Consider the following 23,691-nt stretch of genomic DNA (forward strand, 5'->3'; position numbering starts at 1 on the left):
CTAATCCTGCACCACGAGATTGGTGATGAAGGCGGCGGTGAAGGGGGCGGTTTGCGCGTAATGGCGGCTTTGCAGCGCGGCATTCACCACATCCAGGCTCTGCTGCTCGATCTGCTGGCGCACCGCCGGGTCGCTCAGCGTCTTCGCCGTTTGGCGCATCAGGATGCCGATGAGCTGGGAGCGGATGATCGGCTCGATGGTGGAGAAATTCGCCAGCTGGTCTTCCTTGCCGGTCTGGAATTGCAGCGTCACATCGACGAAATCCGCCGGCGGGTCGCCCGCCTGGTCGGGGATGCTGACCACGAGATCCGCCAGCTGCGCGAAGAAGATCGGCGAGGGTTTGGGCGGACTGGCGGCCTGCTTGCCGGGCTTGGCGGTCAGGGTCAGGTAGGCATAGGCGCCCCCCCCGCCCAGCGCCAGCAGCACCACCGCGCCGAGCGCGAGGAAGACCGCCTTTTTCATGCGCCCACCGCCGTCATCAGCGAGGAGAACATGGTGCGGGCGACGCTGATCACCTGCGCCGAGGCCTGGTAGGCCTGCTCGTAATTGCTCAGCAGCACCGCCTGCTGGTCGGAATTCACCCCGCTCTGGGTCTGCAGATTGGCGGTGGCGGAGGTGACGAGGTCGGTATTGTCGGTGGCGCTGGTCTGCGCCGCCTGGGCGCTGACGCCGAGATTGGCGCTGAGATCGACCACGCTCTGCTCCAGCGTGCCGGAGGATGTGGTGCCGGCGGCGGTGAACAAAGCCGCCATGCGGGTGGCGTTCGAGCCGCTTTGGGCGCCGCCGGGTGTCAGGCTCAGCGTGTCGCCGGCGGCAGGGGTGCCGGTGATCGGCAATTGCCAGTAGCTGCCCGCGGCGGCGCTGGTCGACGGGTAGGCGACCGCGATGCTGCCGCCCGCCGTGCTGGAGAAGCTGCCGGAGGCGATCACTGTGTTCGGCGCGCTGGCGGTGGCGATGCTGTAGGCGGTGGCGGAGGTGAAGGTGACGATGAGGCTCTGCCCGTAATCCGCCGCCGGCACGATGGCGGCGTTGCTGTTGGGGGTGGTCACCACCGTATCGGTGCCCGGAGTGATGGTGCCGGCATTGTTATCGACGATGGCGCCGCTGGATTGCAGCGTGCCCGCGCTGGCCACGTAGGGGTCGGCGGCGGCGATGTCCTGCGGGGTGGTGGCGCTCACCGCGATGGCGCTGGCGGCGTCCGGGGCGGGGTTCAGCGTCCAGCTATCGCCGGTGGCGGGGGTGCCGGTGACAGCCAGCGTCATCCCCGCCACGCTGGGCGGGGTGCCGGTGACGCTGAGGCTCTGGCCGGTGGCCTGGTTGACCGCGCTCCAGCCGCTGCCGGTGTAGGTGAGGGTGAAGGGGCCGCCATTGGTGGGCAAAGCGGCGGCGTTCAGCGCGCTCACGCTCACCGTGGCGGCACCTTTATTGCTTTGCGACGCGGTGGCGGTGGCGGCGGGCACGGCGAACAGCGCCCCGCCCTGCGCGCCGCTGCTGGTCAGCCCTTGCGCCTGGGCGGTGTTGATGGCGCTGGCGAACACGCTGGCCAGCGCGTTCAGCCCCTGCTGCGCCTGGGCGCCGGCCTGGTAGCTGTAAAGCGCGCCGCCGATCGCGCCATCCTCCTCGCCAGCGGTTAGGGTGGTGCCGTCATTGCCGACCAGCACGGTCGGCCCGCCCTTCGCCGTGGTGCCGAGGCTCAGCGTTTTCGCCCCGGCCTGGGTGAGCAGCATGGTGCCGCCGGCACTCACCACCACCCCGCCATCCGCCTGCGCGGTGACGGTGATGCCGACCAGGCTGGAGAGCGAATTCAACGCCGCCTGCTGCTGGTCGAGCAGGCTGGACTCATTCGGCGCGCCCTGCAGGGATTTATTGATGGCGGCGAGCTGGGTGAGCAGCCCATTGGCGCTGGTGACATCGGTACTCAGGGTCGAGCTCGAATCCGCCATCACACTCTGGATCGAGCCGGCGGCGCTCTGGAAGGCGCTGCTCACCCCGCCCGCGGCCGAGAGCACGGTGGCGGCCTGGGCATCGCTGGTCGGCTCCGAGGCCAAAGTCGAGAGATCGCCGAACAAAGTGCTCATCGCGCTCTGCACATTGCCATTGCCGGTGAGCGCGTTGGAGAGCGCGGTGAGCTGGGTGGAGAGCAGGCTGGAGGCCCCGGCGCCGGTATTGGCGGTGCGCAGCTGCTGGGCGGCGAAGGCGCTGCTGGCGCGCGTCACGTTGGGGGCGAGCACGCCCGCCCCGGCCTGGCCGGCCCCGGCGACCGCCTCGGTGGCGCTGACACTCTCCACCGCATAGCCGGCGGTGGAGGCGTTGGTGAGGTTGTTGGAGACCGTCTCGATCCCGGCCTCGAACAAAGCCAGCCCGGAGACGGCGGTGGACAAAGCGCTGTTGATGCCGCTCATGGGGAGGCTGCCTTCTGGGTTGCGGTGACGCCCAGCGCATCAAGCACCTGCGCCATCATCGGGGATTGGGAAATGCTGACGATTTTCGCGGCGTAATGGCTGTCGGTGGCGTAGCCGCCCTGTTGCAGGGCGGTGGCGAAGCCATCCACGCTCTCCTGCCCGGCCGCGCCTGGAAACACATCCTGCACGCGGCGGACATAATCCTGCACGCTGGCGCCGGGATTGGCGTAATCCTTGAAGGCCGCACTGGTCTGGGTCAGCACGCCATCCACCATCTCGCTGGTGGCGCGGGTGGTGGCAGCATCGCCCGGGGCGGCTTTCATGCCGAAGAGATTATGGCCGGGGGCTGCCGCGCCCCAGCCGGTTTCCAGCGCCGCCTGGGCGAGAATACCGACCGGCGGCACCCCCAGAGTCTGCGCCGCCTGCTCCACCTCCGGCCAGATCTGTTTGGCGAAGCTCTTGGCCTGGCCGATGAGATCGGCGGCCGCGCCGGCCTCCTCCGGGGCCGCCAGCGGGCTTGCGCTCACCGGGCTCAATGTGGCCTCCGGCGCCGCGCTCAGCAGCGACTCCAGCGCCCCGGGGGGCAGCTGGGAGAGCGCCGGGGTGGCGCTCTGCGGCATCGCGCTGGCCTCGCCATATTGGCGCAACGCCGCCTGCACCATCTGCCCATCCAGCCCGCCAAAATCATTCTGCGCGATATTCCACAGGAACATGCTCTGAAATTCCGAACCGCCAGGGCCGAGGCTGGATGGGTCCATGCCGGTCTCGTTCATCGAGGACAGCACCTGGTACCACAGCATGCCGGTCATTTTCTCGACCTGCTGGGTGATCGCCTGGCGCGAGGGCGCGGCGTGGCCGGTGGGCGGGATCAGGCTCATCTCAGATCACCTTGATCCGGCCCTTGATCGCCCCGGCCTGCTTCAGCGCCTCGATGATGGCGATGAGATCCTGCGGGCTGGCCCCGACCGCGTTCAACGCCGCCGCCACCTGCTGCAGCGTCGCCGCGTGCGGCAGCATGATCACCTGCGCCTTGGATTGCTTCGCGCTGACCGCGGTGTTGCGCACGCCCACCGTCGTGCCGTTGGAGAACGGCCCGGGCTGGCTCACCGCATTCTGCGTCTGGATGCTCACCGTCAGATCGCCGTGGCTGACCACGGCGGGGCCGAGTGTGACCCCCTGATTCATCACGATGGTGCCGCTCTGCGCATCGACGATGATCAGCGGCTCGGGCTGCGGCGCGGTGATCGGCAGGGCGAGCAGATCCGCCATGAAGCCGACCGGGCTGGCGCCAGCGGCGGCGGTGACATCCACCTCACCCGGCGAGACCGCATTGGCGGTGTTGGGGCCGAAGGCGCGGTTGATGGTATCGGCAATGCGCTGCGCGGTTTCGAAGCTGGGATCGTCCACCAGCAGCGCGGACATGCCGTTGACGGCGAAATTCGCCGGGATGCTGCTGGCCAGAATGGCGCCGCCGGGCAGCGTGCCGGTGGTGGGCACATTCACTTTCGTGCTGGTGCCGCCTGCACTCGCGGCAAAACCGGAGACCAGCAGCGGGCCCTGCGCCTGGGCGTAGATATTGCCGTTGCCGCCGCGCAGCGGGGTGGGCAGCAGCACGCCGCCGGCGAGCGAGGCGGCATTGCCGACGGCGGAGACGGTGACATCGATCTTCTGGCCCTGATGCGCGAAGGCCGGCACTTCCGCGGTCACCATCACCGAGGCGACATCCTGCGGCATCATCGTGCTGACATTGTTCATCGCCACGCCCATATTGCGCAGCATGTTGAGGATCGCCTGCTGGGTGTAGGGCACCTGGGTGGTCTGATCCCCGGTGCCGGGCAGGCCGACGACGAGGCCGTAGCCGAAGAGCTGGTTGGGCGGCGCGCCCTGCACGCTGACCAGCTCGCCGATCGTCGTCTGCGCCGCCGCGGCCGGGGCCAGCGCCAAAAGCCCAAATAGGAGCAGAAGCTTTTTCAAAACGGCGAAACCTTGGAGAGCACGCGCTGCAGCCAGGGCACGGTATGCGCATCGTTGATCGGCCCGTTGCCGACATATTGCACATTCATGTTGGCGATATTGTCGGAGGAGATGGTGGCGTTGGCGGCGATATCGTCCGGGCTGGCATAGCCGGTGACGACGATGCTGGTGACATTGCCGTTGATATTGACATTGGTGCGGCCCTGGATGGCCAGCGTGCCGTTCGGGTCCACGCCGGTCACCACCGCCTCGACCGCGCCGGTGATGTCGTTGGCGGCAACATCCGAGCCGGTGCCGGTATATTGCTGATCCGAGCTGGCGCCGATGGAAGGCGAGAGGCTGCCGCCATTGATATGGCCGAAGCTCATCGGGATGCCCATGAAATTGGTCATCGAATCATTGATGGTGCCCTTGCGGGTCAGCCCGGCATTGTCGGTGTTGCTGGCGGTGGAGCTGGTGACGATGTCGATGGTGATCAGATCGCCGATCTTCCAGTCCCGGCGCGGCGCGTAGAGCGAGCCGGCGGTGCCGCCGGAAAACACCGAGCCATTCACCGCCTCGGGCTGCGGCTGCACATCCACCGGAAACGGCGCGGGCTTGACCAGCTGCGTCTGCGTCGGCGGATGGGTGGCGCAGCCGGCCAGCAGCGCCAGCAGCGCCAGAGATAGCCTACGATTCATGCGCCCTGCGCGGCATTGGCCAGATAGCCAAGCTCGGAGCCGACGGAGGTGGCGACCTGGGTGCCGAGCTGGTAGGTGCGCTCGGCCGAGATCATGCTCACCATCTGCTGCACGACATCGACATTCGAGCTTTCCAGATAATCCTGATTGATCGAGCCGAGCCCGTTGGTCTGCGGCGCGCCGACGGTGGGCGCTCCCGAAGACGTGGTCTGGGCGTAGAGATTATTGCCGAGCGGCTGCAGCCCCTGGGCATTGATGAAGTTGGCGAGCTGGATCTGGCCGACCTGGGTGGAGGTGCTGGAATTCGCCTCCGTCACCGAAACCGTGCCATCGGTGCCGACCGTGACCGAGGTGGCGTTGGAGGGGATGGTGATCGCCGGGATCAACTGGTCGCCATTGGCGGTGACCAGCTGGCCGCTCTGATTGACCTGGAAGGAGCCATCGCGCGTGTAGGCGGTCTGGCCGGAGGGCAGCTGCACCTGGAAATAACCCGAGCCGTTGATCGCCAGATCATACGGGTTGCTGGTGCTGGTCAGCGTGCCCTGGGTTTCGATCTGCTTGATCGAGGCGACCTTCACGCCCGTGCCTAGCTCCAGCCCCGAGGGATATTGCGTCTGCCCGGTGGCATCGGCACCCGGCTGGGTCTGGTTCTGGTAAAGCAGCGTCTGGAATTCCGGCGTCTCGGATTTGTAGGCGGTGGTGTTGGCGTTCGCCAGATTGTCGGCGATCGTGTCCATCATCGTCTGGCTGGCTTCGAGCCCGCTGGCGACAGTGTCGAGGGTCGGGTTCATGCTCTTATCCTTGCGCGAGGAGAGTGTTCAGATCGCTGCTCGCACTGCTCTGGCTTTTCGTCAGCTGTGCCTGCAACTCATAGGATTTGCTGTCATCGATCATCTGCATCATCGCCATCGTCGGATCGACATTGCTGCCGTTGAGATAGCCTTGATGCAACGCGCCATCGGCGGAGGGCAGCAGCGGGGCGCCGGGCTGCGCCTGGTAGAGGGAGTTGCCAAGCGGGGTCAGGCCGCCGCTCGGGCTCGCGACCATGGCGATCTGCCCGAAGGCCTGCGCCAGCGACCCGCCGGAGCCGGCAACGACACCGGAGATGGTGCCATCCGCGCCGATTTTGATGCTGGAGAGCTGCGGCAGGCTGATCGGCGTGCCGCCCAGGCCCAGCACCGGGTTGCCGGAACTGTCGGTGAGCAGCCCGGCATTGGAGATGGAGAGCGCGCCGTCGCGGGTCAGCGCGGTGCCGTTCGCGGTCTGCACCGTCAGCCAGCTATCGCCGGAGAGGCCGACATCGAGATCATCCCCGGTATGGGTCATGCTGCCCTGCTTGAGGTCCGGCCCCGGCAGGGTGGCGACCACCGCCCCGCCCGGCGGCGCGTTCGCCCCCGTGTAGGTCGCGGTTTCCGCCTGCGCCTGCACCGCCGCATAGCCTGGCGTGTTGGCGTTGGCGATGTTGGCCGAGACCGCCTGCAGCTGTGCGTCGATATCCTCAAGCCCGGACATCGCGGTGAAGAGCGAACTGGTCTGCATCGCGGCCTCTCTAACCTACCGTCAGATCTGCACGAGGCGCTGGGCGTCCTGCTGCTCGGTCTGCAGCACGGAGGTATCGGCCTGGTAGGCCTGCTGATACTGGATCAGCGAGACCAGGAGCGAGGAGGTGGAGGCGTTGGAGGCTTCCAGATAGCCGCCCTCGACCGTCCCGGACTGGCCGTTGCCCGGTGCGTTCACCACCGCCACACCGGAGCTGTTGGTGCTGGCGTAGAGATTGCCGGAGATATCCTGCAGCCCTTCGGGATTGATGAAATTGGCCAGCGCCAGGGTCCCGTTGGTGATGGTCTGGCCGTTGGAGTAGGTGGAGACCAGTTGGCCGGAGGAATTGACCGAGCTGCCGCTATAGGTGCCCGCGGCGTAGCCGTCATTGGTCAGCCCGGCCACGGCGAAACTCTGCGCCGCCAGGGTGGTGCCGGCGAAGTTGAAGCTCAACGCGGAATTGGCGGCGCCATTGCCCCAGTTCACATTCAGCGTCGCCGGGCTGCCGCTGGCCAGGGTACCATCGGTGTTGAAGTTCAGCGTGGTGAGCTGCTGCGCGCTGCCTACATTGGTGCCGGCCGAGGTCACCGGCTGGGCATAGACCGTCCAGCTCGGCGTGGCGCCGCCCGTGGCCTGGTTCTGCACCATATAGAGCTTCACCGTATTGGCGTTGCCCAGCGAATCGTAGGCGACGGTGGAGGTGCTCTCGCTGTAGGTGGTGGCATCCGCCGCGTTGAAGGCGGTGGTGGCGGGGATCTGGGTGTCGCCGGAATTCAGGTCGAGATCGACCCCGAGATTGGCGCTGGCGGTGGCCTTCATGGCGCCGGTTGAGACCGTCAGTGCGCTGAGCGTGCCGGAGGTGGCGGCCCCGGTATAGCCCATCACCGAAGACCCGGTGAGGGTTTGCAGCGTGCCGTCGCTGCTGAGCTTGAAGGCGCCATCGCGGGTATATTGCTGGGTGCCGTTATTGGAGACGACGAAATAGCCATTGCCCTGGATCGCCGCATCCAGCCCGTTGCCGGTGCTGGTCAGGCCGCCCTGGGAGATGTTGGTATCCATGCCCTCGGTCGCCGCGCCATAGCCGGGAACGCCGGTTTCGCCGGTCGGGTAGACATCCTCGAACAAGGAGGTCTGGCTCTTGAACGCCGTGGTGCTGGCATTGGCGAGATCGTTGGAGACGGTGTTGAGCCCGGTCTGGGCGGCATCGAGGCCGGAAAGGGCGGTCTGTAAGGACATCAGGAAGCTCCCAGAACGGTGGACACGGAGGAAACGGCCAGCGGCGTGGTGCTGCCGGCGACATTCAAGGTCGGCGAGGAGGAGGAGAGATTCACACCCTCGACCGTGTAGACCGCGTAGGTTGTCGCCTGCACCGCATTGTTCGTGCTGTCATGCGCGGAAATGCTGTAGGTATATTGCTTGCCGGCGGTGCCGCCGGTCCATTGGAAGCTCTGCTGACCAGCACCCAGCGCGCCCAGATCCATGGTGCCGGCGACCGAGCCATTGGCGTTCAGGATGGTGGCGGTGACATCGCTGGCGGCACTCGGCAGGGTGAAGGCGCCGGTGGCGGTGCCGCTGGCATTCGCGGTGATGCTATCCCCCGGCACCGCCACCTGCTTGCCGACCAGATCCGCCGCCTGGCCCATCTGGCTGGCGGCGGTGGCACTCTGCAGGCTGCTCACCTGGGTATTGAGCTTGTTCACCCCATCGACGGTGGCGATCTGCGCGAATTCCGAGGCCATCTGCGTCGGGTCGGCCGGGTTCATCGGGCTTTGATATTGCAATTGCGCTGTCAGCAGCTTGAGAAAATCGCCCTGCGTCAGCGCGCCGGCGGCCGAGCCGGAGCCGGAGGAGGCGCTGTTGCTGGCGGTGGAGGACGCCGCGACGGAGGCGGCGTTGACGCTGCCGGTGGGGTTGGTGGCGAGCGAGGTCATGATCAGGACACCTGAAAGGATTGGATCATTTGCTGGTCGATTCGGCTGGCCTGCTCCAGCACCGCGACCGAGGCGGAATAGCTGTTGGAGCTGTCGATCATGTTGACCATCTCCTGGGCGCGGTCGACATTCGAGCCGGTGACATAGCCTTGCGCATCCGCGTAGGGGCTGGAAGGATCGTAGGTCTGGTGCGGGGCGGCCGCACTCTGGTCGACACCGAGCACGCTCACGCCAAGCGCGGCGCTGCTCCCCGCATCCACCACCGGCGACGCCTCGAACACCGGCTCCTCGGCGCGGTAAGGCTGCGCGCCTGGCGCGGTGGCGGTATCGGCGTTGGCGAGGTTGGAGGCCACCGCCGACATGCGCAGATTCTGGGCATCCAGCGCGGAGCCGACGATGCTGAAAATTCCGGTCATGCGCGCTCTCCTTTAAAGCTCAAGTGCCGTTGGGGTTGGGCCGCAACGCGGTGATCAGATCGGCCGTGGATTGGCGCAGGAAGGTGGACGCGCCCTGCATCACCTCGCCATTCTGCGCATCCTCGACGCGCTCGGAATCGAGATCGACATCATTGCCGTTGAGGCCCACCGTGGCATCGGCGCGGTACTGCGCCTGCGGCGTGGCGCCGGGGCTCTCCAGCTGCTGCGCCAGCGAGGCGGTGAAGTCCACGTCCGCCGCCTTGAATCCGGGCGTGTCCGCGTTCGCGATATTATTCGCGATCAAGCTCTGGCGATCCTGCGCGACATTCAGGACGGCGCCGTAGAAGGAAAGAAATCCGGGCTGCATCTCGCCCGAAACCTTCACGAAATGTTAGAATTTAGCAAGACAAAAAGCTGTGAAAAATTCTGTATTTCGCAGAATTCTAATTGGTATGCTCACAAAGCTTTTTTACCGACCTACACGAGACCCAAAACACAATATCATTTATTCGACAAACCGGGCCGAAAAAACTAATAAATCTACAAACCAAATGTAGGCTGAATGATTTGTGTGGATATGGCCTACATTAATCCGTGAAGTCGGCAGATAATCCTTGCCCTGGGCACGCGGCTAAATTATCCAACACTGCGTTACCTAACGATTCAGTTAGTTTTGGGTAAGGATCGTTATCCATGAGTATCGGTGCCATTCTGCCTGTTACCGCCGGCCTCGCCACGGCCGGCTCCTCGCAGCCGGCGACGGGGGCGGATGGCAGCTTTCTCGACCTCGCCAATGCAGCGTTGAAGGAGGTTTCGGGCGCGCAGGCGCAGGCCGGCACCGCCGAGGCCAGCTATGCCGCGGGCGTGCCCGGGGCCAGCCTGGCGCAGGCGCTGGTGGCCAGCGACAAGGCGGAGACCGCCTGGAGTGCGACCGTCGCGGTGCGCAACGAAGCCGTCTCGGCCTACCAATCGATCATGAATATGCAGTTCTGAGCCGATGGCCGATTGGCGCACGCAGCTCGTTCGGGTGCGTACCCAGGCCGCGCAGGCGCCGCGCCTGCTGCTGGCGGGCGGGGCTGTCATCGCCGCCTCGGCGGCACTGGTCGGCTGGCTGGAATTCTCCTCGCCGCCCTACGCGGTGCTGGAAGAAGGCTTGAGCCCGGCCGAGGGCGGCAAGGTGATCGCGACGCTGCAGAAGCTCGGCATACCCTATCAATTGCGCGAGGCCGGGGATGTGATCCTGGTGCCGGCCCCGCAGCTGGCGCAGGCGCGGCTGCAGCTCGGCGCCGCCCAGGTGCCGGGCGATGATGTGAATAATGCCTGGACGCAGGTGGAAAACGCGCCGATGACCGCCTCCGACCAGGCGCAGCAGGCGATGGGCAACCAGGCGCTGGAACTCTCGCTGCAGCATTCCATCGAAGGGCTGCAGGGCGTGCGCGGCGCGCAGGTCTTTCTGGCGATTCCCGCACAGACGCCGTTCCTGGCGGACCAGCCCAAACCCTCCGCCTCGGTGGTGATCGACGCCTCGGCCGCCGCCGCGCAGGCGCAGGGCGTGGCGATTGCCGGGCTGGTCGCCGGCGCGGTGCCGGGCATGACGCCCGAGCAGATCACGGTGGAGACCACCGCCGGTGCGACGGTGTTTCCGCAGACCGGGGCGGCCGGCAACGCCGCCCAGCTCGCCACCACCGGCGATATCGAGGCGCAGGCCGCGGCGCGCGTGGCTGATATTCTAACTCCGCTGGTCGGCGCTGGGAATTTTCGCACCGGCATCAGCGCGGATGTGGATTTCACCCAGGTCCGCACGCATCAGACGCTCTATGGTCCCGGCCATGTGGTGCAGCATGCGGTGCAGGACAACTCCCAGCAGAGCGGCGCCACCCAGGCCGCCGCCATCGGCATTCCCGGCGCGCTCTCCAACCAGCCGCCGGCCGCCACCACCGCCAATCCGGCGCCGGTGCCAACGCAGCCCGGCGGCGCCCCGGCAACCGGCACCGCCGCCACCGCCAGCGGCCAGGGCGCGCAAGGCCCGCAGCAGGTCAGCAGCCAGCAGGACCAGACCTACCAGAACGATGTCAGCGACAGCGACATCACCCATCCGGATTGGGCGGTGAAGGGCATCGCGGTCTCGGTCGTGCTCAACCAGGCGGCGCTGGGCCAGCTTTCCACCGCGCAGGTGAAGAGCGCCATCGCCAGCGCCTTCTCCTATCCCAGCGTCAGCGTGAACGTGCTGGCCGCGCCCTTCCACGCGCAGCCGATCGGCAGCGGCGCGGTGCTGAGCGATTCCAGCGGCGCGCTCACCCATGCGGCGCTGGAGCTGCTGGCGGCCTTGTTCGTGCTGTTCGGCCTGGCCTTGCCGCTCTCGCGCCGGCTGAAAACGGTGGATCTGAAAGCGATCCTCACCCCGCCGCTGCCGCCACCGCCGCCAGCGCCGCCGCCGGTGCTGCGGCCGGAGATGATCACCCCGGCGGTGAATTTCACCCCGCTGCGCGAACAGGTGGCGCAGAATCCGCGCGGCGTCGCCAGCCTGCTGCAAAGCTGGGCCGACGATACGGAGGGGAAGGAGCGATGAGCGTTACCGCATCCAAACCTACCGTTAAACTGGCCCCGATGCCGCCGGCGGATCCGCTGAGCGGCGTCGAGCGTGTGGCGGTGGTGCTGCAGGAGCTGGGCGAGGAGGCCGCCGCGCTGGTGCTGCGGGAGATGGACGACGCGCTGGTGACCAAGATCTCCACCGCGATGACGGCGATGCGCAACGTGCCCTTTGGCCTGCGCAACCAGGTGATGCAGCGTTTCGTCGCGGATATGGGCGAGCAGGGCCTGAGCGGCCCGGCGCTGAAATTCCTGCACCGCACGCTGATCAACGCCTTCGGCGAGGCGCAGGCGCGCGAAATCCTACGCAGGCTGGCCCGCCAGAACGCCACCCGCGCCTTCCAGCTGCCGGCGCAATGCGACCCGCAGACCCTGGCGGTGCAGATGGCGAATGAGCGGCCGCAGACCATCGCCCTGCTGCTGGCGCATATTCCGCAGGAAATCGCCGCCGAGATGCTCACCTTCCTGCCGGAGGAGCTGGCGGCGGAGGCGCTGTATCGCTTCTCCATCCTGGACGTGGTCTCGCCCAACGCGGTGCTGGAATTGCAGCAGATGGTCGATGAGATGATGCAGGCGGCGGCCTCCGGCGGCAAGCGCGTGGCCAATCTCGGCGGGCCGAAGCTGGCGGCGGAAATCCTCAACCAGCTGCAGGCGGACAAGATGCAGCAGGTGCTGGGCGGCATCGAGGCGCATGACAGCCCGACGGCGGAGAAGATCCGCGAAAACCTGTTCACCTTCCCGGATCTGGTGCGCCTGCCGGATGCGGCGTTGCGGATGCTGCTGCGCGAGATCTCGCCGGAGCTGCTGGCCCCGGCGCTGCGCCTGGCGGATACGGAGCTGAAGGAGCGCTTCTTCGCCAATATCTCGGCGCGCCAGCGCGAGGTGCTGAACGAGGAGCTGACCGGCGGGCCGGGCCTGCGCCGCGCCGATGTGCTGGCGGCGCAAGCGGAGATCGTCGCGGTGGCGCTGCGGCTGGCGGAAGAAGGCAAGATCGCGGTGCGCGCCAGCGAGGAGCTGCTCTGATGCAGGCGCTCCCGCCCAGCAGCACTACGCTGCCAACCCCGGCGCAAAGCGCTGAGAGCTACATCGCGCAGAGCGCCACCCTGCAGAGCCCCACGGCCTACACGCAAAGCGCCTCGGCCGACGCCACGCAAACGCCCGCTGGCGCCAATGCCGCGTCCGACGACTGGACCAGCGCCTTGCAGACGGCGCAGCAGAGCAGCCCGCCCGCCGCCCAGAGCAGCGCCGCCCCACAGAGCAGCGACACAGCCCCGCCCCGCCCGGCCGACCAGGAAGCCGGGCCGCCTGCCGCCGACCAGCCACCGGCCAGCCCCCCGCTTCGCCGAAGGCTCAATCCGCCTCCACCGCCAGCGACGCCAGCCAGAGCGCCGGCCCGCATAAGCATGAGGATCACAGCGATGCCAGTTCGCTCGGCGCCCTCGCCGCTTTGGTGCTGGGCGTGGCGAGCGGCCAGAGCCAGCCCGCCGCCGCGCCAGAGCCGGCCAGCAAGGCGGAAGGCAAGAGCGAGAGCAAGACCGCCAGCGGCGCGAGCGGCAAAAGCACCGTAAGCGCACTCCCGGCCGACGGCGCGACCAGTACCGGCAGCGCCCAGCCCAGCCCGCCCCTCCCCGCCGCCGCGACCGATTCCGCAGCGCAAGCCAGCGATCAAGCCGCGGCGCAAGCCACGCCTGCCGCGGCGAAACACGCCGCCCCGCTCGTCACCCAGCCCGCAATCACCGCCACGGCCAGCGCCACGGCGACGGCAAGCCCCAGTGCGCCTGCCCCAACCACCACTGCCCCAGCCACCAGTGCCCCAGCCACCAGCCCGCCGCCAGCCCTGGCCAGCAGCGCGTCCGCCGCCACGACCCTAGCCGTCACCGCCAGCGTGAAGAGCAAGGGTAGCCCCCTGCCCGGCGCGGCCAGCCTGCCCGCCGCCAGCGCCGCCAGCAGCACCCCCCGCCGCCTGCCGCCGCCCTGGCCATGACCGCCCCCGGCACCGCGCAGGCCAATGGCGGCACCACCCAGCCCGTCACCAACACGCCCGTCAGCGCCAGCACCGGGCTGGAGGCGACCTCGCTCGCCCCCGCCGCCCTCGCCGCGACCATCTCGGCCCTGCACCAGAACGGCCAATCCCACGCGACGCTGCGGCTCGACCCGCCGGATCTCGGCCAGCTCACCGTCAATCTCGGCCTCAGCGCCGCCGGGCAACTCAACGTCACCTTCATCCCCAGCACCGCCCATGCCGCGCAGGCGCTGCATAACGGCATGGAGGGGTTCCGCCAGGCGGTGGGCAATGCCGGGCTCAGCCTTGGCCAGGCGGATGTGAGTTCCGGCGGCCAGGGCCAGCAGGCCCCCGCCCAGCCGCAAGCCCAGCGCCCGGCGCAGAGCGCCAGCGCCGCGCTGGCCCCCACGCCTGTAATCACCGATACCGGGGTGCGCGCCTATGCTTGACGCCCCCAGCGCCCTGCTGCGCGACCCGACCGACATCAAGCCGCTCGACCTGCTCAACCATGTCCGCGCCCCCGGGCTGCGGCCGGGGCTGATGGAGACGCTCTCGGCGCGCTTCATGCGCCAGATCGCGCTGGCTTTGTTCAAGACCACCCGCAGCCCGGTCTCGCTGCTGTCCAGCAAAACCGGCATCGCCCCGCATGAGGCGGTGCTGGAGCGGCTGCCGGATGTGCTGCTGGCCGGCCATGCGGACCTCGCCCCGCTGCGCGGGCGCGCGCTGCTGGCGCTGGACGGGGCGCTGCTGGGCGCCATCGTCGATGGCATGTGCGGCGCCTCCATCCCCTCCAGCGCCCCGGCGCATGATCTTTCGGCGATGGAGCTGCGCATCGGCCGGCAGCTGATCGAGGCGGTGTATAAATCCGCCTCCGACTCCCTCGCCCCGCTCGGCATCGCGCCGCTGCTCGCCTCCAGCTACGAGACCGCGCATGCGATGCTGGGCGTGGCCGAGGCGCAGGACTGGATGATCGAGATCACCGGCCAGTTCGAAACCGCGCTCGGCCAGGGGCGCATCACCATCGCCCTGCCCTTCGCCCCGCTGGATGCGCTGGAGCAGAAGCTGCTGGCGCAGAGCGGTGCGAATGCCCGCAACGCCGCCGATGACGGCTGGGCCGCGCGCCTGGCCGCCAGCAGCGAGGCGGTGAAGCTGCCGCTCTGTTTCGAAATAGCCCGCGGGCATATGCCGATGTCGCTGGTCAGCGCGTTGCGGCCGGGCGCGCTGCTGCCGCTCGGCCTGCTGCCGGAAGCCATCGCCGTCTCCGGCGGGGTGGATCTTTTCCGGGCCGAATATGGCCAGTTCGAAGGCGCCATCGCCTGCCGGGTGAGCCCCGGCCAGGACCTCCAGAAGGGACAGAGCATGACCGACACCCCCCCCGAGATCGCGCTTGAGCCGCTGAGCCCGTTGCCCGGCCAAGGCCACGCGCTGGATGGCAGCAAGCTGCTCGACCGCGTGCAGGTGGCCATCGCCGTGGAGCTGGGACGGGCGGCGCTCAGCGTGAAGGAGATGCGGGCCTTGCGCCAGGGCCAGGTGATCGCGCTGGATCAGCGTGTCGGCGAACCGTTGGTGATTTACGCCAACGGGCTGAAGCTGGCGCATGGCGAGGTTGTCGCCATCGGCGATGGCGAGCGCTATGGCATCCGCATCACCGGCCTGGCCGGCGAGGCCGAAGCCGAGACCGAGCCGCAGCAAGAGGCGGCCGAATGACCAATAGCGATGTCGATGCCGGCGCCTGGATCGCCTTTGCGGAGCTGGCGGGGCCGATCCTGCTGCTGCTGCTGGTGATCGGCGTCGCCACCGGCGCGCTGCAGACCGCGACCCAGATCAAGGAAGCCTCGGTGCCCTTCGTGTTGAAGCTGGCCGGGGTGGCGGTGCTCACCTCGCTCGCCGGGCCGATGATGCTGGGCGGGGTGGAGCATTACGCGTTGCATCTGTTCGGCGCGATTCCGGGGCTGGTGCATGGCTGAGGCCCTCCCGCTCTCCGGCTTTCCCAAGCTGAACGCGGCCCAGTTCGCGGGGCCGATTCTGGTCCTGCTGATCCTGGTGATGCTGGTGGTGCCGCTGCCGCCGGCGGCGATCTCGCTGCTCTTCGCCATCAATATCTCCGCCGGTCTGGTGATCCTCGGCGCCTCGCTTTATATCGCCTCGCCGGCTGAATTCTCGGCCTTCCCCTCGATTTTGCTGGCGACCACGCTGATGCGCCTGGCGCTGAATGTCGCCACCGCGCGCGCCATTCTGCTCAACGGCGCCACCGGACCGGGAGCGGCCGGGCATGTCATCGAGGCCTTCGGGCAATTCGCCGTGGGTGGCAACTACGTTGTCGGCGGCATCATCTTTGTCATTCTCATCATCATCAATTTCGTGGTGGTGACCAAGGGCGCCTCGCGCGTCGCCGAGGTTTCGGCCCGCTTCATGCTGGACAGCCTGCCGGGGCGGCAGATGGCGATCGACGCCGAGATCAATGCCGGCGTGCTCACCCCGCAGGCGGCGGAGCGCCGGCGCGAGATGCTGCGCCGGGAGGCGGATTTCTTCGGCGCCATGGATGGCGCTTCGAAATTCGTGCGCGGCGACGTGATCGCGGCGATGATCATTCTGGCGATCAACATGATCGGCGGGCTGATCATCGGCACGCTGCAGGCCGGGCTGCCGCTGGGCGATGCCGCGCGCACCTACACGCTGCTGACCGTGGGCGATGGCTTGGCGGCGCAGATCCCGTCTCTGACCATCTCGGTGGCGGCCGGCCTGGTGGTGACGCGGGTTGCCACCGGCGAGGATATCGGCGCGCAGATCAAATCCCAGCTCTGGAAATATCCGCAGGCGCTGGCGTTGGCCGCGGCGATCACCATCGCCATCGGGCTGATGCCGGACATGGCGCATCTGCCGTTTTTCGCGCTGGGCGGGGCGCTGGGCTTCGCCGCCTGGCGCGCCGCGCGCCAGGCGCGCGAGGCGCAGGCCCAGCCGGAAGCCGCCGGCGCCGCCAAGGCTGGGAAAGCCGAGGCGAAGCCGGACGCGCTGGCGGATGTCACCGGGGTCGATCCGCTGGGCATGAGCATCGGCTTTGCCCTGGCGCCTTTGGTGGCGGCTGGCGAGGGCAAGCTGCTCGGCCGCCTCACCGCCGTGCGCCAGCGTTATGGCCGCGCCATGGGATTTTTGATCCCCGCCGTGCATATCAGGGATTCTTCGGACCTACCGCCGAATGCCTACCGCTTCACCCTGCGCGGCGCGGCGATTGGCGGCGGCGAGGCCTGGCCCAATCAATGGCTGGCGATCGAGGGCAATCTGGTCATCGACAAGCTGAAAATCGGCCGGCATGTGAAAGACCCCGCCTTCGGCCAGCCGGCGGTGTGGATTCCGCAAACCGCCATCGCCCAGGCCGAGGAGCTGGGCTACACGGTGGTGGATGCCTCCTCCGCCATCGCCACGCATTTTGCCGAGGTGCTGAAACGCTACGGCGCCGAGCTGCTGGGCCGCCCGCAGGTGGAAGGCCTGCTCACCAAACTTGCTGAAACCACGCCGCGCCTGGCCGAGGACCTGCGCGCCGCGATGGCCGCCGGGCTGGTGCGCCAGGTGCTGCAGGGGCTGCTCGCGGAAGAGGTGCCGGTGCGCGATTTCGAACGCATCGCCGAGGCGATGGTGGAATCCGCCGATACCGGCATCAAGGATCCGGAGCGGCTGCTGGCCTCGGTGCGCATGCGCCTGGGCCGCTTCATCGTCGCACAGGCCGCCGGGCAGGAGAGCGTGCTGAAAGTGGCGGTGCTGCCGCAGCGGCTGGAGGAGCTGGTTTCGAAATCCCTGCGCGCCGGCAAGGACACTGCCGCCGCCGGCGAGATTGAGCCGGAAAGTGCTGCGCATCTGCGCCAGGCCGCCGAGGCCGCCAGTGCGGCGATGAAGGCCAAGGGGCTGCGCCCGGTGCTGGTGACGCAAGCCCCGCTGCGCCGCGCCGTGGCGCGGGTGATCGCCGGGACGCTGCCGGTGCTCTCGCTGGATGAAATTCCGCCCAGCATGCCGATGCAGGTGGTGCAGGTGGCCGAGCCGGGCGCCGCCCATGGCTGAACTCCGCGCCGCCGACATGCCAACCTACGGCAACTGGATCAAGCGCACCGCCCTGCTGCTGAAATCCCGCATGCCCTGGGCGGAGCTGGATGATCTGCTGCAATGGGGCGCCATCGGCCTGCTGGAGGCTCATGGCCGCTTCGAGGAAGCCTACGGCGTCACCTTCCAGACCTACGCGATGCGGCGCATCAAGGGCGCCATGCTGGACGGGCTGCGCCGCTCGAAAAGCTTCCGCTTCACGCAAGGCACTGATGAGACGATGATCGATCTGCATGCCGAGGAAAACGGCATGCTGCCGGAGGATCCGCTGAGCCTGATGCTGCAGAGCGAACGCCAGGGGGTGCTGGTGGAGGCGCTGCGCGAGCTGGAGCCTGAGGAATATCAGATGCTGGCGCTGCATTTTTTTGAAGAGTTGAATAACCGCGAAATCGCCCTGGTGCTGGATGTCAGCGACAGCTACGCCTCCAAGCTGCGCGCCAGGGCGCTGGCGCGGCTCTCCACCCTGGTGCGCGCCAAGCTTGAAGGAGTTCCCGCCACATGACCAGCGTTCTCGGCCTCATCTGCGGAATTCTCGTTGTCGTGCTCGGCGCGGTGTCGGATAACGACCCGCTCTCCTCGCTGTTCAGCCTCACCGCCTGCATCATCGTGCTGGGCGGCACGCTGGCGGCGTTGATGGTGCAGTTCGGGGTCGGCGGTCTGTTGAAAGGCATCAAGGGCGCGGGCTGGCTGGTGAAACCGCCGAAGGTGGATCTGCACGACTTCGTCGTGCGCATCACCGAATGGGCCGCCTTGTCGCGCCAGCAGGGCACGCTGGCGCTGGAGCCTTTCATCGAGCAGCAGAAAGACCCGCTGCAGGCCAAGGCTTTGCAGCTGATCGTCGATAACACCCCTGCCCCGGCCTTGCGCGAGAAGCTGACGGTGATGGTGGAAACGCTCGGCGCGGCGGAGCATCTGCCGGCAAAATTCTGGGAATCCGCTGGCGGGTTTTCGCCGACCATCGGGGTGATGGGCGCGGTGCTGGGGTTGATCCATGTGATGATGGAGCTGAACCATCCAGAATTGCTTGGGGCTGGCATCGCCACCGCCTTCATCGCCACCGTGTATGGCGTGGGCACCGCCAATCTGTTCTACCTACCGATGGGGGCGCGCCTGGCCGCCATCGCCGAGGAGACCGAACATGCCCGCTTCATCCTCGTCGATGGTTTCGTGATGCTGGCCCAGCAGAAACCAGCCTCGGTGATCCGCGACGAACTGCTCACAATCATCCCCGGCAAGCCGAAGGACATCGCCCCGGCCGCCGCGACCGCGGAGGCTGAGACGCCGGCGGCCGAGATGGAAGCCGCCTGATGTCCGACGCGCCCGCCCCACGCCGCAGAAAACGCAAGGAGAGTCACGGCAATCATGAACGCTGGGTCATCTCCTATGCGGATTTCATCACGCTGCTGCTGGCGTTTTTCGTGGTGCTCTATGCCTCCTCCGTGCGCGACAAGCATAAGATGGACGAGGAAGCGCAGAGCTTCCTGAAGGCCTTCCACGCTCCGCCGGGCATGATCAAAGCCGAAAGCTCGGCGGATCGCGGGGTAATGAACCACCAGCCCTCGCCTGTGCCCAAACCGGTGGAATCGCCCGCCTCCGCCAACACGCCGGTGCAGAAGCAGATGATCCATCAGCTGACGCAGGACATGCTGCAATTGCAGAATGCCCAGAACCAGCTCTCGAAAATGCTGCAGCCGATGATCGGCGCGCATCAGGTCGGCATGCAGAGCGACCCGCTGACATTGACCATCCGGCTGAATGATTCCGTGCTGTTCTCCTCCGGCCAGTCGACGCTCACCCCCTCCGCGCAGACGCTGCTGAAACAGATTGCCGCGAGCCTGACCAGCCTGCCGCCGAAATTCAAGATTTTCGTTGGCGGCTACACGGATAACCAGCCGATTCACGATGCGCAATTCTCCTCCAACTGGGCGCTCTCGGCGGCGCGCGCGGTGAGCGTGGTGGAGCTGTTCCAGAGTGCGGGCATCGGCGGCGAGCAACTGGCGGCGCAGGGTTATGGTGAGTTCGATCCCATCGCCAGCAACGACAATGCCGATGGGCGCGAGCAGAACCGGCGTGTCGTGATCGTCATTCACGCGCCGGACCCCGGCAGCAAGGCCGCGCCGGCGGCGGCGAAGTAGGGTAGTATCATGGCAAAAGCGAAGAAATCTTCAGCAAAATCCGGCGGCCTGCCGTTGAAGCCGGGGCTCGTCGTCATCGCCATCATGTGTCTGCGCGCCGCCGCCACCCAGCCTGCCTGGTTCAGTATTGCTTCCATCGCGGTGTGGCTGGCCGGGGCGCTGGCCACAGGCCTCGTCGCCTACGCGGCGCTGGCGCTGGCGCTGCCGGTCGGCGCCATTCTGCTCGCCTACATACGGCGCGGCCTCACACGTCTTAGCCAACAGGCGGGCGAGGGCTGATGGTGTTCCGCCGCATCAACACCAGCGCGCCTGCATCGCCGCCACCGCCCAGCCCGGCGGCACAGGAGGCGGAGATTGACGCGCGGGTGCGCGCGGAGATCGCGCGGCTGCGTGGCGAGGCGCAAGCACAAGGCCTGGCCAAGGGCGAAGCCGAAGGCCGCGCCGCCTACACGGCGAAAACCCAGGCGCTGGACGACGCGGCAAAAGCGTTGCGCGCCGCCGCCGCGCAGCTCGCCGCACCTCTGGCGCAGAAGGAAACCGAACTCGCGGAGCTCGCCACCAACCTCGCGATGATCATCGCCCGGCATGTGATCGGCGTGGAAGCCATCGCCCGGCCGGAGGGCCTGGCCCGGCTGGTGGCGCAATTGCTGGAGGAGGCCGCCGCCGAACGCGCCCCGCGGCAAAGCCTGGTGCTGACCCTGCATCCGGAAGATGCCAAGCCCGTACAGGATCTTCTCGATCTACAGACGGTCACGCTCCGCCATGACGTGGCAATGGAGCGCGGCGGCGCGCGCGTCGAGCTGCTCTGGCCCGATGGCGATCCGGTCAACCGCACCGAATGGGATGCAACGCTGCCCAGCCGGCTCGCTGCGGTGGCGGCTTCACTGGGCCTGCCGGAAACGCCTGCCCCGGCCGGTGAGTTTGCCGAGGAGGTGGCGTCATGAGCCTCAGCATGGCGAATGTGCAGGCGCAGGCGCGCGCTCGGCTCGACGGTCTGGGTGGCGTCGCCCAGGCAAGGCGCTATGGCCGTATCGTGCGCGCCAATGGCGAGATTTTGCATGTCAGCGGCGTCCGCGCGCCTGTGGGCGCGCGCTGTCTGATCGAAGGGGAAAGTGCCAGCCTACCGGCCGAGGTGGTCGGCTTCGAGGCTGACGGGCTGTTGGTGATGGCCGAACAGGGCACGCGCGGCATCGCCCGCGGCGCGCGGGTGCATGTGGATGCCACCGGCACCGCGCCTCTGGTTGGCGAGGCGCTGCTGGGCCGGGTGCTGGATGGGCACGGCGCGCCGCTGGACGGGCTGGCGCCGCCCGCGCTGACCACCAGCTGGCCCCTGCGCGGGCGCCCGGTGAATCCAATGCATCGCGCCCGCATCGAGGATGTTTTCGAATCCGGCGTGCGCGCCATCGATGCGCTGAACACGATGGGGCGGGGCATGCGCATCGGCCTGTTCGCGGGCTCGGGCGTTGGCAAGACCACGTTGCTCGGCATGATGGCGCGCAACGCCAAGGCCGATGTGGTGGTGGTAGCGATGATCGGCGAGCGCGGGCGCGAGATTCGCGAATTCATCGAGGATCATCTGGGCACGGCGCGGTCGCGCTGCGTCGTCGTCGCCTCGCCGGCGGATGATACCGCTTTGGGGCGGGTGCATGGCGCCTACCGGGCGGCGGCGATGGCGGAATATTTCCGCGCCCAGGGGCAGAATGTGCTGCTGGTGGTAGACAGCCTGACGCGCCTGGCGATGGCGCTGCGGGAGATCGGGCTTGCCGCCGGGGAGCCGCCGGCGGTGAAGGGGTATCCGCCCTCGGCCTTCGGCGCCCTTTCCGCCTACGTGGAGCGGGCCGGCAATGGCGCCCCCGGCCAGGGCTCGATCACCGCGATCTATACCGTTCTCGTCGAAGGCGACGACCATGTCGGCGATCCGATCGCCGATACCGCCCGCGCGGTGCTGGATGGGCATATCGTGCTGTCGCGAAAACTTGTGGAAGCCGCGATGTATCCGCCGATCGACATTTCCGCCTCGCTCTCCCGGGTGATGCCGGGGCTGATCGGCGAGGAGCACAAGGCGCTGGCGTCGCGCTATCGCGCGCTTTGGGCGCGCCGGGCGGAGAAGCAGGACATCATCGATCTCGGTGCCTACGCGCCGGGGCGCGACAAGCTGCTGGATGAGGCGTTGAAGCGCGCCCCGGCAATGGAGGATGTCATCCGCCAGGGTGTCACCGAAGCCGCCACCTACATCAACAGCCTGGCCGCGCTGCGCGCCGCGCTGATGGAGGCCGCCGCGTGAAATCCTCATTGCTGAGCAAGCTGGAAATGCTGGCCGCGGCCGAGGAGGCGAAACGCGCCGAGGCGTTGCGCCGCGCCCAGGCAGCGCTGGCGCAGGCGCAGGGCCAGCAGGAGGTGCTGCATGCCTACCGCGCCCGGCTCGCCGCCAGCGTGCAGACCGGCCAGACCGTGAGTGCCGCGCAGATCCGCAGCGCCGGGCTGTTCGCCGAGGCGGGGCTGAGCGCGCTGGAGCAGGTCGGCCAGAGCGCCGCGCGGGCGCAGACCAGCATCGCCACCGCCCGCGAACAATTGCTGGAAGCCCAGGCGCAGCGCCGCAAATTGGCCAGCGCCACCGACACCGCCCGGCGCCGCGACGCGCTGGAGGCCGAAACCCGCGCCGAGCGCGCCCTCACCCTCGCCCGCCGCAAGGAGCGTTGAAGATGGATCTCTCTCTCTACACCAATTTCAGCAATTCGCTGGCCAAGCAGGAATCGCAGATCAGTCTGCTGCAGCAGGAAATCTCCACCGGCCTCGCGGTGCAGACGCCCGACCAGAACCCGGCTGCCTACGCCGCCGCCGCCATCGGGCAGGACCAGGTGGCCTCGCTCGCCAGCGACAACACCAACCAGGCCGCAATCCAGTCCCAGCTTGGCACCGTTTCGGATACCTACGGCTCCGTCAGCACTTTGCTCAATTCCGTGCAATCGGTGGTCGAGCAAGCGCTGAACGCCACCACCAACCCGCAGGACATGGCCTCCCTTGCCACCCAGGTGCAGGTGGATCAGCAGCAGATGCTCTCGCTCGCCAACACGCAAGGCACCAGCGGCGCCTACATATTTGCCGGCACGCGCGGCTCCATCGAGCCCTTCCAGCGCGACCCGACCACCGGCCAGATCGTCTATCTCGGCGATGGCGGCAGCAGCCAGGCGGCGATTTCGCCGAGCGCCCAGGCCTCGGCGGTGACCAATGGCGAGGTCTTCGTCTCCGGCCTGTCGGGCGATGGCACCGCCAGCATCGCCGCCGCCAGCAGCAATACCGGCACCGCCACGCTGATCTCCGAAGGTGTGGCCAACAGCGCCCAGGCCAGCGCCTTCCAGCAGGGCAGCGGCAACATCACCATCGCCTTCGCGCAAGGCGCCAGCGGCATGACCTACAGCGCCACGGATGCCAGCGGCAATGTGGTGGCCAGCGGCAATGTCTCCAGCGCGGCTGACAGCACCACCAGCCTCCAGCTTGCCGGCTCCACCTACCAAATCCAGGGCAGCCCGGCGGCCGGCGACAGCTTCACCCTCTCCCCCGCCCGCCCGCAAAGCGTGTTCACGCTGCTGCAGAACCTCGTCAGTACACTGAGCACCGCGAGCAGCGGCAGCGCCGGTGCGGCACAGACCCGCCAGGCGCTGAACCAGAGCCTGGCCGGGCTGGCGCAATACCAGTCCGACGTACTAACCGCCCAGGCGCAGACCGGCGTGACGCTGCAGGCGGTGCAGACCGCCAGCACCAGCAACGCCACCGCCTCCGCCACCATCCAGACCGCCGACAATGCGGCAACGGCGGTTGATATGCCGACGGCCTTGACCAATCTGGATCAGAGCATGACGGCGATGGAGGCGGCGATGAAAAGCTTCGCCGCCGTGCAGGGCCTCAGCCTGTTCCAGTATCTCTAAGGATT

The 23,691-nt window shown here is 67.8% G+C and carries 29 protein-coding genes; 15 read left to right on the plus strand and 14 right to left on the minus strand.

What is annotated here, in order from left to right:
• Genes ACZ46S_RS08320 through ACZ46S_RS08370 form a run of 11 tightly spaced genes read right to left on the minus strand, consistent with a single transcriptional unit; the run spans position 1 to position 9,327 of the window.
• Positions 1 to 462 carry a flagellar basal body-associated FliL family protein gene (locus ACZ46S_RS08320; protein WP_464064112.1) on the minus strand — a complete coding sequence of 154 codons (462 nt, stop codon included), beginning with the start codon at positions 460 to 462 and terminating at the stop codon, positions 1 to 3.
• Complete coding sequence (locus ACZ46S_RS08325) at positions 459 to 2,402, minus strand: FlgK family flagellar hook-associated protein (RefSeq protein ID WP_464064113.1); 1,944 nt, start codon at positions 2,400 to 2,402, stop codon at positions 459 to 461. The genes ACZ46S_RS08320 and ACZ46S_RS08325 overlap by 4 nt, the downstream gene beginning before the upstream one ends.
• The gene (locus ACZ46S_RS08330) at positions 2,399 to 3,280 is read right to left on the minus strand and encodes a glycoside hydrolase family 73 protein (protein ID WP_464064114.1); all 882 of its coding nucleotides are present in this window, start codon (positions 3,278 to 3,280) and stop codon (positions 2,399 to 2,401) included. Before ACZ46S_RS08330 ends, ACZ46S_RS08325 begins: the two co-directional genes overlap by 4 nt.
• Position 3,281: 1 nt before the next feature.
• On the minus strand, positions 3,282 to 4,376 hold the full coding sequence (locus ACZ46S_RS08335) for a flagellar basal body P-ring protein FlgI (RefSeq protein ID WP_464064115.1): 1,095 nt from the start codon (positions 4,374 to 4,376) through the stop codon (positions 3,282 to 3,284).
• Positions 4,373 to 5,056, minus strand: a complete 684-nt coding sequence (locus ACZ46S_RS08340) for a flagellar basal body L-ring protein FlgH (protein ID WP_295737607.1) — start codon at positions 5,054 to 5,056, stop codon at positions 4,373 to 4,375. Before ACZ46S_RS08340 ends, ACZ46S_RS08335 begins: the two co-directional genes overlap by 4 nt.
• Positions 5,053 to 5,847, minus strand: coding sequence for a flagellar basal-body rod protein FlgG (gene flgG, locus ACZ46S_RS08345; protein WP_464064116.1), 795 nt, complete (start codon positions 5,845 to 5,847; stop codon positions 5,053 to 5,055). The genes ACZ46S_RS08340 and flgG overlap by 4 nt, the downstream gene beginning before the upstream one ends.
• A gap of 4 nt (positions 5,848 to 5,851) precedes the next feature.
• A complete protein-coding gene (locus tag ACZ46S_RS08350) occupies positions 5,852 to 6,595 on the minus strand; it encodes a flagellar hook-basal body complex protein (RefSeq protein WP_295737613.1) in 744 nt (247 codons plus the stop codon).
• A 21-nt stretch (positions 6,596 to 6,616) separates the two neighbouring features.
• Positions 6,617 to 7,831 (minus strand): flagellar hook protein FlgE, encoded by a 1,215-nt coding sequence (locus ACZ46S_RS08355; RefSeq protein ID WP_464064117.1) that lies wholly within the window; start codon positions 7,829 to 7,831, stop codon positions 6,617 to 6,619.
• Positions 7,831 to 8,526, minus strand: coding sequence for a flagellar hook assembly protein FlgD (locus ACZ46S_RS08360; RefSeq protein ID WP_464064118.1), 696 nt, complete (start codon positions 8,524 to 8,526; stop codon positions 7,831 to 7,833). Before ACZ46S_RS08360 ends, ACZ46S_RS08355 begins: the two co-directional genes overlap by 1 nt.
• Before the next feature lie 2 nt (positions 8,527 to 8,528).
• Entirely contained in the window at positions 8,529 to 8,942 is a 414-nt protein-coding gene (gene flgC, locus ACZ46S_RS08365) for a flagellar basal body rod protein FlgC (protein ID WP_464064119.1), read from the minus strand.
• Positions 8,943 to 8,961: 19 nt separating this feature from the next.
• Positions 8,962 to 9,327, minus strand: coding sequence for a flagellar basal body rod protein FlgB (locus tag ACZ46S_RS08370; protein ID WP_464064120.1), 366 nt, complete (start codon positions 9,325 to 9,327; stop codon positions 8,962 to 8,964).
• Positions 9,328 to 9,635: 308 nt separating this feature from the next.
• On the opposite strand from ACZ46S_RS08370, the gene fliE reads away from it, so the two are divergent.
• Genes fliE through ACZ46S_RS08385 form a run of 3 tightly spaced genes read left to right on the plus strand, consistent with a single transcriptional unit; the run spans position 9,636 to position 12,554 of the window.
• Entirely contained in the window at positions 9,636 to 9,935 is a 300-nt protein-coding gene (fliE, locus tag ACZ46S_RS08375; protein ID WP_464064121.1) for a flagellar hook-basal body complex protein FliE, read from the plus strand.
• Positions 9,936 to 9,939: 4 nt separating this feature from the next.
• Positions 9,940 to 11,511, plus strand: coding sequence for a flagellar M-ring protein FliF C-terminal domain-containing protein (locus ACZ46S_RS08380; RefSeq protein ID WP_464064122.1), 1,572 nt, complete (start codon positions 9,940 to 9,942; stop codon positions 11,509 to 11,511).
• A 38-nt stretch (positions 11,512 to 11,549) separates the two neighbouring features.
• Positions 11,550 to 12,554 (plus strand): flagellar motor switch protein FliG, encoded by a 1,005-nt coding sequence (locus tag ACZ46S_RS08385; RefSeq protein ID WP_008495562.1) that lies wholly within the window; start codon positions 11,550 to 11,552, stop codon positions 12,552 to 12,554.
• A 97-nt stretch (positions 12,555 to 12,651) separates the two neighbouring features.
• On the opposite strand, the gene ACZ46S_RS08390 is transcribed toward ACZ46S_RS08385, so the two are convergent.
• The 3 genes from ACZ46S_RS08390 to ACZ46S_RS08400 all read right to left on the minus strand — a co-directional run bounded on the left by ACZ46S_RS08390 (position 12,652) and on the right by ACZ46S_RS08400 (position 13,409).
• Positions 12,652 to 12,885, minus strand: a complete 234-nt coding sequence (locus ACZ46S_RS08390) for a hypothetical protein (protein WP_464064123.1) — start codon at positions 12,883 to 12,885, stop codon at positions 12,652 to 12,654.
• Between the two features lie 56 nt (positions 12,886 to 12,941).
• Entirely contained in the window at positions 12,942 to 13,094 is a 153-nt protein-coding gene (locus ACZ46S_RS08395) for a hypothetical protein (RefSeq protein ID WP_464064124.1), read from the minus strand.
• Positions 13,095 to 13,196: 102 nt separating this feature from the next.
• Positions 13,197 to 13,409: a hypothetical protein gene (locus tag ACZ46S_RS08400; RefSeq protein ID WP_464064125.1), complete on the minus strand. Its 213-nt coding sequence runs from the start codon at positions 13,407 to 13,409 to the stop codon at positions 13,197 to 13,199.
• 102 nt (positions 13,410 to 13,511) lie between these two features.
• On the opposite strand from ACZ46S_RS08400, the gene ACZ46S_RS08405 reads away from it, so the two are divergent.
• The 12 genes from ACZ46S_RS08405 to flgL are packed head-to-tail and all read left to right on the plus strand — an operon-like array spanning position 13,512 to position 23,686.
• Complete coding sequence (locus ACZ46S_RS08405) at positions 13,512 to 13,982, plus strand: flagellar hook-length control protein FliK (protein ID WP_464064126.1); 471 nt, start codon at positions 13,512 to 13,514, stop codon at positions 13,980 to 13,982.
• On the plus strand, positions 13,975 to 15,240 hold the full coding sequence (locus ACZ46S_RS08410) for a FliM/FliN family flagellar motor switch protein (protein ID WP_464064127.1): 1,266 nt from the start codon (positions 13,975 to 13,977) through the stop codon (positions 15,238 to 15,240). Before ACZ46S_RS08405 ends, ACZ46S_RS08410 begins: the two co-directional genes overlap by 8 nt.
• A complete protein-coding gene (locus ACZ46S_RS08415; RefSeq protein ID WP_464064128.1) occupies positions 15,237 to 15,500 on the plus strand; it encodes a flagellar biosynthetic protein FliQ in 264 nt (87 codons plus the stop codon). Before ACZ46S_RS08410 ends, ACZ46S_RS08415 begins: the two co-directional genes overlap by 4 nt.
• On the plus strand, positions 15,493 to 17,586 hold the full coding sequence (locus tag ACZ46S_RS08420; RefSeq protein ID WP_295737647.1) for a flagellar biosynthesis protein FlhA: 2,094 nt from the start codon (positions 15,493 to 15,495) through the stop codon (positions 17,584 to 17,586). Before ACZ46S_RS08415 ends, ACZ46S_RS08420 begins: the two co-directional genes overlap by 8 nt.
• The gene (locus tag ACZ46S_RS08425) at positions 17,579 to 18,127 is read left to right on the plus strand and encodes a sigma-70 family RNA polymerase sigma factor (protein WP_464064129.1); all 549 of its coding nucleotides are present in this window, start codon (positions 17,579 to 17,581) and stop codon (positions 18,125 to 18,127) included. Before ACZ46S_RS08420 ends, ACZ46S_RS08425 begins: the two co-directional genes overlap by 8 nt.
• Positions 18,124 to 18,933: a MotA/TolQ/ExbB proton channel family protein gene (locus ACZ46S_RS08430; protein WP_464064130.1), complete on the plus strand. Its 810-nt coding sequence runs from the start codon at positions 18,124 to 18,126 to the stop codon at positions 18,931 to 18,933. The genes ACZ46S_RS08425 and ACZ46S_RS08430 overlap by 4 nt, the downstream gene beginning before the upstream one ends.
• Positions 18,933 to 19,760, plus strand: coding sequence for a flagellar motor protein MotB (locus ACZ46S_RS08435; RefSeq protein ID WP_464064131.1), 828 nt, complete (start codon positions 18,933 to 18,935; stop codon positions 19,758 to 19,760). The genes ACZ46S_RS08430 and ACZ46S_RS08435 overlap by 1 nt, the downstream gene beginning before the upstream one ends.
• 9 nt (positions 19,761 to 19,769) lie before the next feature.
• The gene (locus ACZ46S_RS08440; protein WP_464064132.1) at positions 19,770 to 20,039 is read left to right on the plus strand and encodes a hypothetical protein; all 270 of its coding nucleotides are present in this window, start codon (positions 19,770 to 19,772) and stop codon (positions 20,037 to 20,039) included.
• Positions 20,039 to 20,704 carry a FliH/SctL family protein gene (locus ACZ46S_RS08445; RefSeq protein ID WP_464064133.1) on the plus strand — a complete coding sequence of 222 codons (666 nt, stop codon included), beginning with the start codon at positions 20,039 to 20,041 and terminating at the stop codon, positions 20,702 to 20,704. The genes ACZ46S_RS08440 and ACZ46S_RS08445 overlap by 1 nt, the downstream gene beginning before the upstream one ends.
• Positions 20,701 to 22,044 carry a FliI/YscN family ATPase gene (locus tag ACZ46S_RS08450; RefSeq protein ID WP_464064134.1) on the plus strand — a complete coding sequence of 448 codons (1,344 nt, stop codon included), beginning with the start codon at positions 20,701 to 20,703 and terminating at the stop codon, positions 22,042 to 22,044. Before ACZ46S_RS08445 ends, ACZ46S_RS08450 begins: the two co-directional genes overlap by 4 nt.
• The gene (locus ACZ46S_RS08455) at positions 22,041 to 22,460 is read left to right on the plus strand and encodes a hypothetical protein (protein WP_464064135.1); all 420 of its coding nucleotides are present in this window, start codon (positions 22,041 to 22,043) and stop codon (positions 22,458 to 22,460) included. The genes ACZ46S_RS08450 and ACZ46S_RS08455 overlap by 4 nt, the downstream gene beginning before the upstream one ends.
• 2 nt (positions 22,461 to 22,462) lie before the next feature.
• Positions 22,463 to 23,686 carry a flagellar hook-associated protein FlgL gene (gene flgL, locus ACZ46S_RS08460; protein ID WP_464064136.1) on the plus strand — a complete coding sequence of 408 codons (1,224 nt, stop codon included), beginning with the start codon at positions 22,463 to 22,465 and terminating at the stop codon, positions 23,684 to 23,686.
• The last annotated feature ends 5 nt before the right edge of the window (positions 23,687 to 23,691 follow it).

The organism is Acidocella aluminiidurans (assembly GCF_055383125.1).

What these genes read in the sequence shown, in the direction of transcription:
- fliE (WP_464064121.1), top strand. Translation starts at nt 9,636, where the DNA reads ATGAGTATCGGTGCCATTCTGCCTGTTACCGCCGGCCTCGCCACGGCC.
- flgC (WP_464064119.1), bottom strand. Translation starts at nt 8,942, where the DNA reads ATGACCGGAATTTTCAGCATCGTCGGCTCCGCGCTGGATGCCCAGAAT.
- ACZ46S_RS08430 (WP_464064130.1), top strand. Translation starts at nt 18,124, where the DNA reads ATGACCAGCGTTCTCGGCCTCATCTGCGGAATTCTCGTTGTCGTGCTC.
- flgL (WP_464064136.1), top strand. Translation starts at nt 22,463, where the DNA reads ATGGATCTCTCTCTCTACACCAATTTCAGCAATTCGCTGGCCAAGCAG.
- ACZ46S_RS08425 (WP_464064129.1), top strand. Translation starts at nt 17,579, where the DNA reads ATGGCTGAACTCCGCGCCGCCGACATGCCAACCTACGGCAACTGGATC.
- ACZ46S_RS08450 (WP_464064134.1), top strand. Translation starts at nt 20,701, where the DNA reads ATGAGCCTCAGCATGGCGAATGTGCAGGCGCAGGCGCGCGCTCGGCTC.
- ACZ46S_RS08440 (WP_464064132.1), top strand. Translation starts at nt 19,770, where the DNA reads ATGGCAAAAGCGAAGAAATCTTCAGCAAAATCCGGCGGCCTGCCGTTG.
- ACZ46S_RS08410 (WP_464064127.1), top strand. Translation starts at nt 13,975, where the DNA reads ATGCTTGACGCCCCCAGCGCCCTGCTGCGCGACCCGACCGACATCAAG.
- ACZ46S_RS08320 (WP_464064112.1), bottom strand. Translation starts at nt 462, where the DNA reads ATGAAAAAGGCGGTCTTCCTCGCGCTCGGCGCGGTGGTGCTGCTGGCG.
- ACZ46S_RS08380 (WP_464064122.1), top strand. Translation starts at nt 9,940, where the DNA reads ATGGCCGATTGGCGCACGCAGCTCGTTCGGGTGCGTACCCAGGCCGCG.
- ACZ46S_RS08420 (WP_295737647.1), top strand. Translation starts at nt 15,493, where the DNA reads ATGGCTGAGGCCCTCCCGCTCTCCGGCTTTCCCAAGCTGAACGCGGCC.
- ACZ46S_RS08435 (WP_464064131.1), top strand. Translation starts at nt 18,933, where the DNA reads ATGTCCGACGCGCCCGCCCCACGCCGCAGAAAACGCAAGGAGAGTCAC.
- ACZ46S_RS08330 (WP_464064114.1), bottom strand. Translation starts at nt 3,280, where the DNA reads ATGAGCCTGATCCCGCCCACCGGCCACGCCGCGCCCTCGCGCCAGGCG.
- ACZ46S_RS08385 (WP_008495562.1), top strand. Translation starts at nt 11,550, where the DNA reads ATGCCGCCGGCGGATCCGCTGAGCGGCGTCGAGCGTGTGGCGGTGGTG.
- ACZ46S_RS08325 (WP_464064113.1), bottom strand. Translation starts at nt 2,402, where the DNA reads ATGAGCGGCATCAACAGCGCTTTGTCCACCGCCGTCTCCGGGCTGGCT.
- ACZ46S_RS08355 (WP_464064117.1), bottom strand. Translation starts at nt 7,831, where the DNA reads ATGTCCTTACAGACCGCCCTTTCCGGCCTCGATGCCGCCCAGACCGGG.
- ACZ46S_RS08415 (WP_464064128.1), top strand. Translation starts at nt 15,237, where the DNA reads ATGACCAATAGCGATGTCGATGCCGGCGCCTGGATCGCCTTTGCGGAG.
- ACZ46S_RS08360 (WP_464064118.1), bottom strand. Translation starts at nt 8,526, where the DNA reads ATGACCTCGCTCGCCACCAACCCCACCGGCAGCGTCAACGCCGCCTCC.
- ACZ46S_RS08405 (WP_464064126.1), top strand. Translation starts at nt 13,512, where the DNA reads ATGACCGCCCCCGGCACCGCGCAGGCCAATGGCGGCACCACCCAGCCC.
- ACZ46S_RS08445 (WP_464064133.1), top strand. Translation starts at nt 20,039, where the DNA reads ATGGTGTTCCGCCGCATCAACACCAGCGCGCCTGCATCGCCGCCACCG.
- ACZ46S_RS08340 (WP_295737607.1), bottom strand. Translation starts at nt 5,056, where the DNA reads ATGAATCGTAGGCTATCTCTGGCGCTGCTGGCGCTGCTGGCCGGCTGC.
- flgG (WP_464064116.1), bottom strand. Translation starts at nt 5,847, where the DNA reads ATGAACCCGACCCTCGACACTGTCGCCAGCGGGCTCGAAGCCAGCCAG.
- ACZ46S_RS08350 (WP_295737613.1), bottom strand. Translation starts at nt 6,595, where the DNA reads ATGCAGACCAGTTCGCTCTTCACCGCGATGTCCGGGCTTGAGGATATC.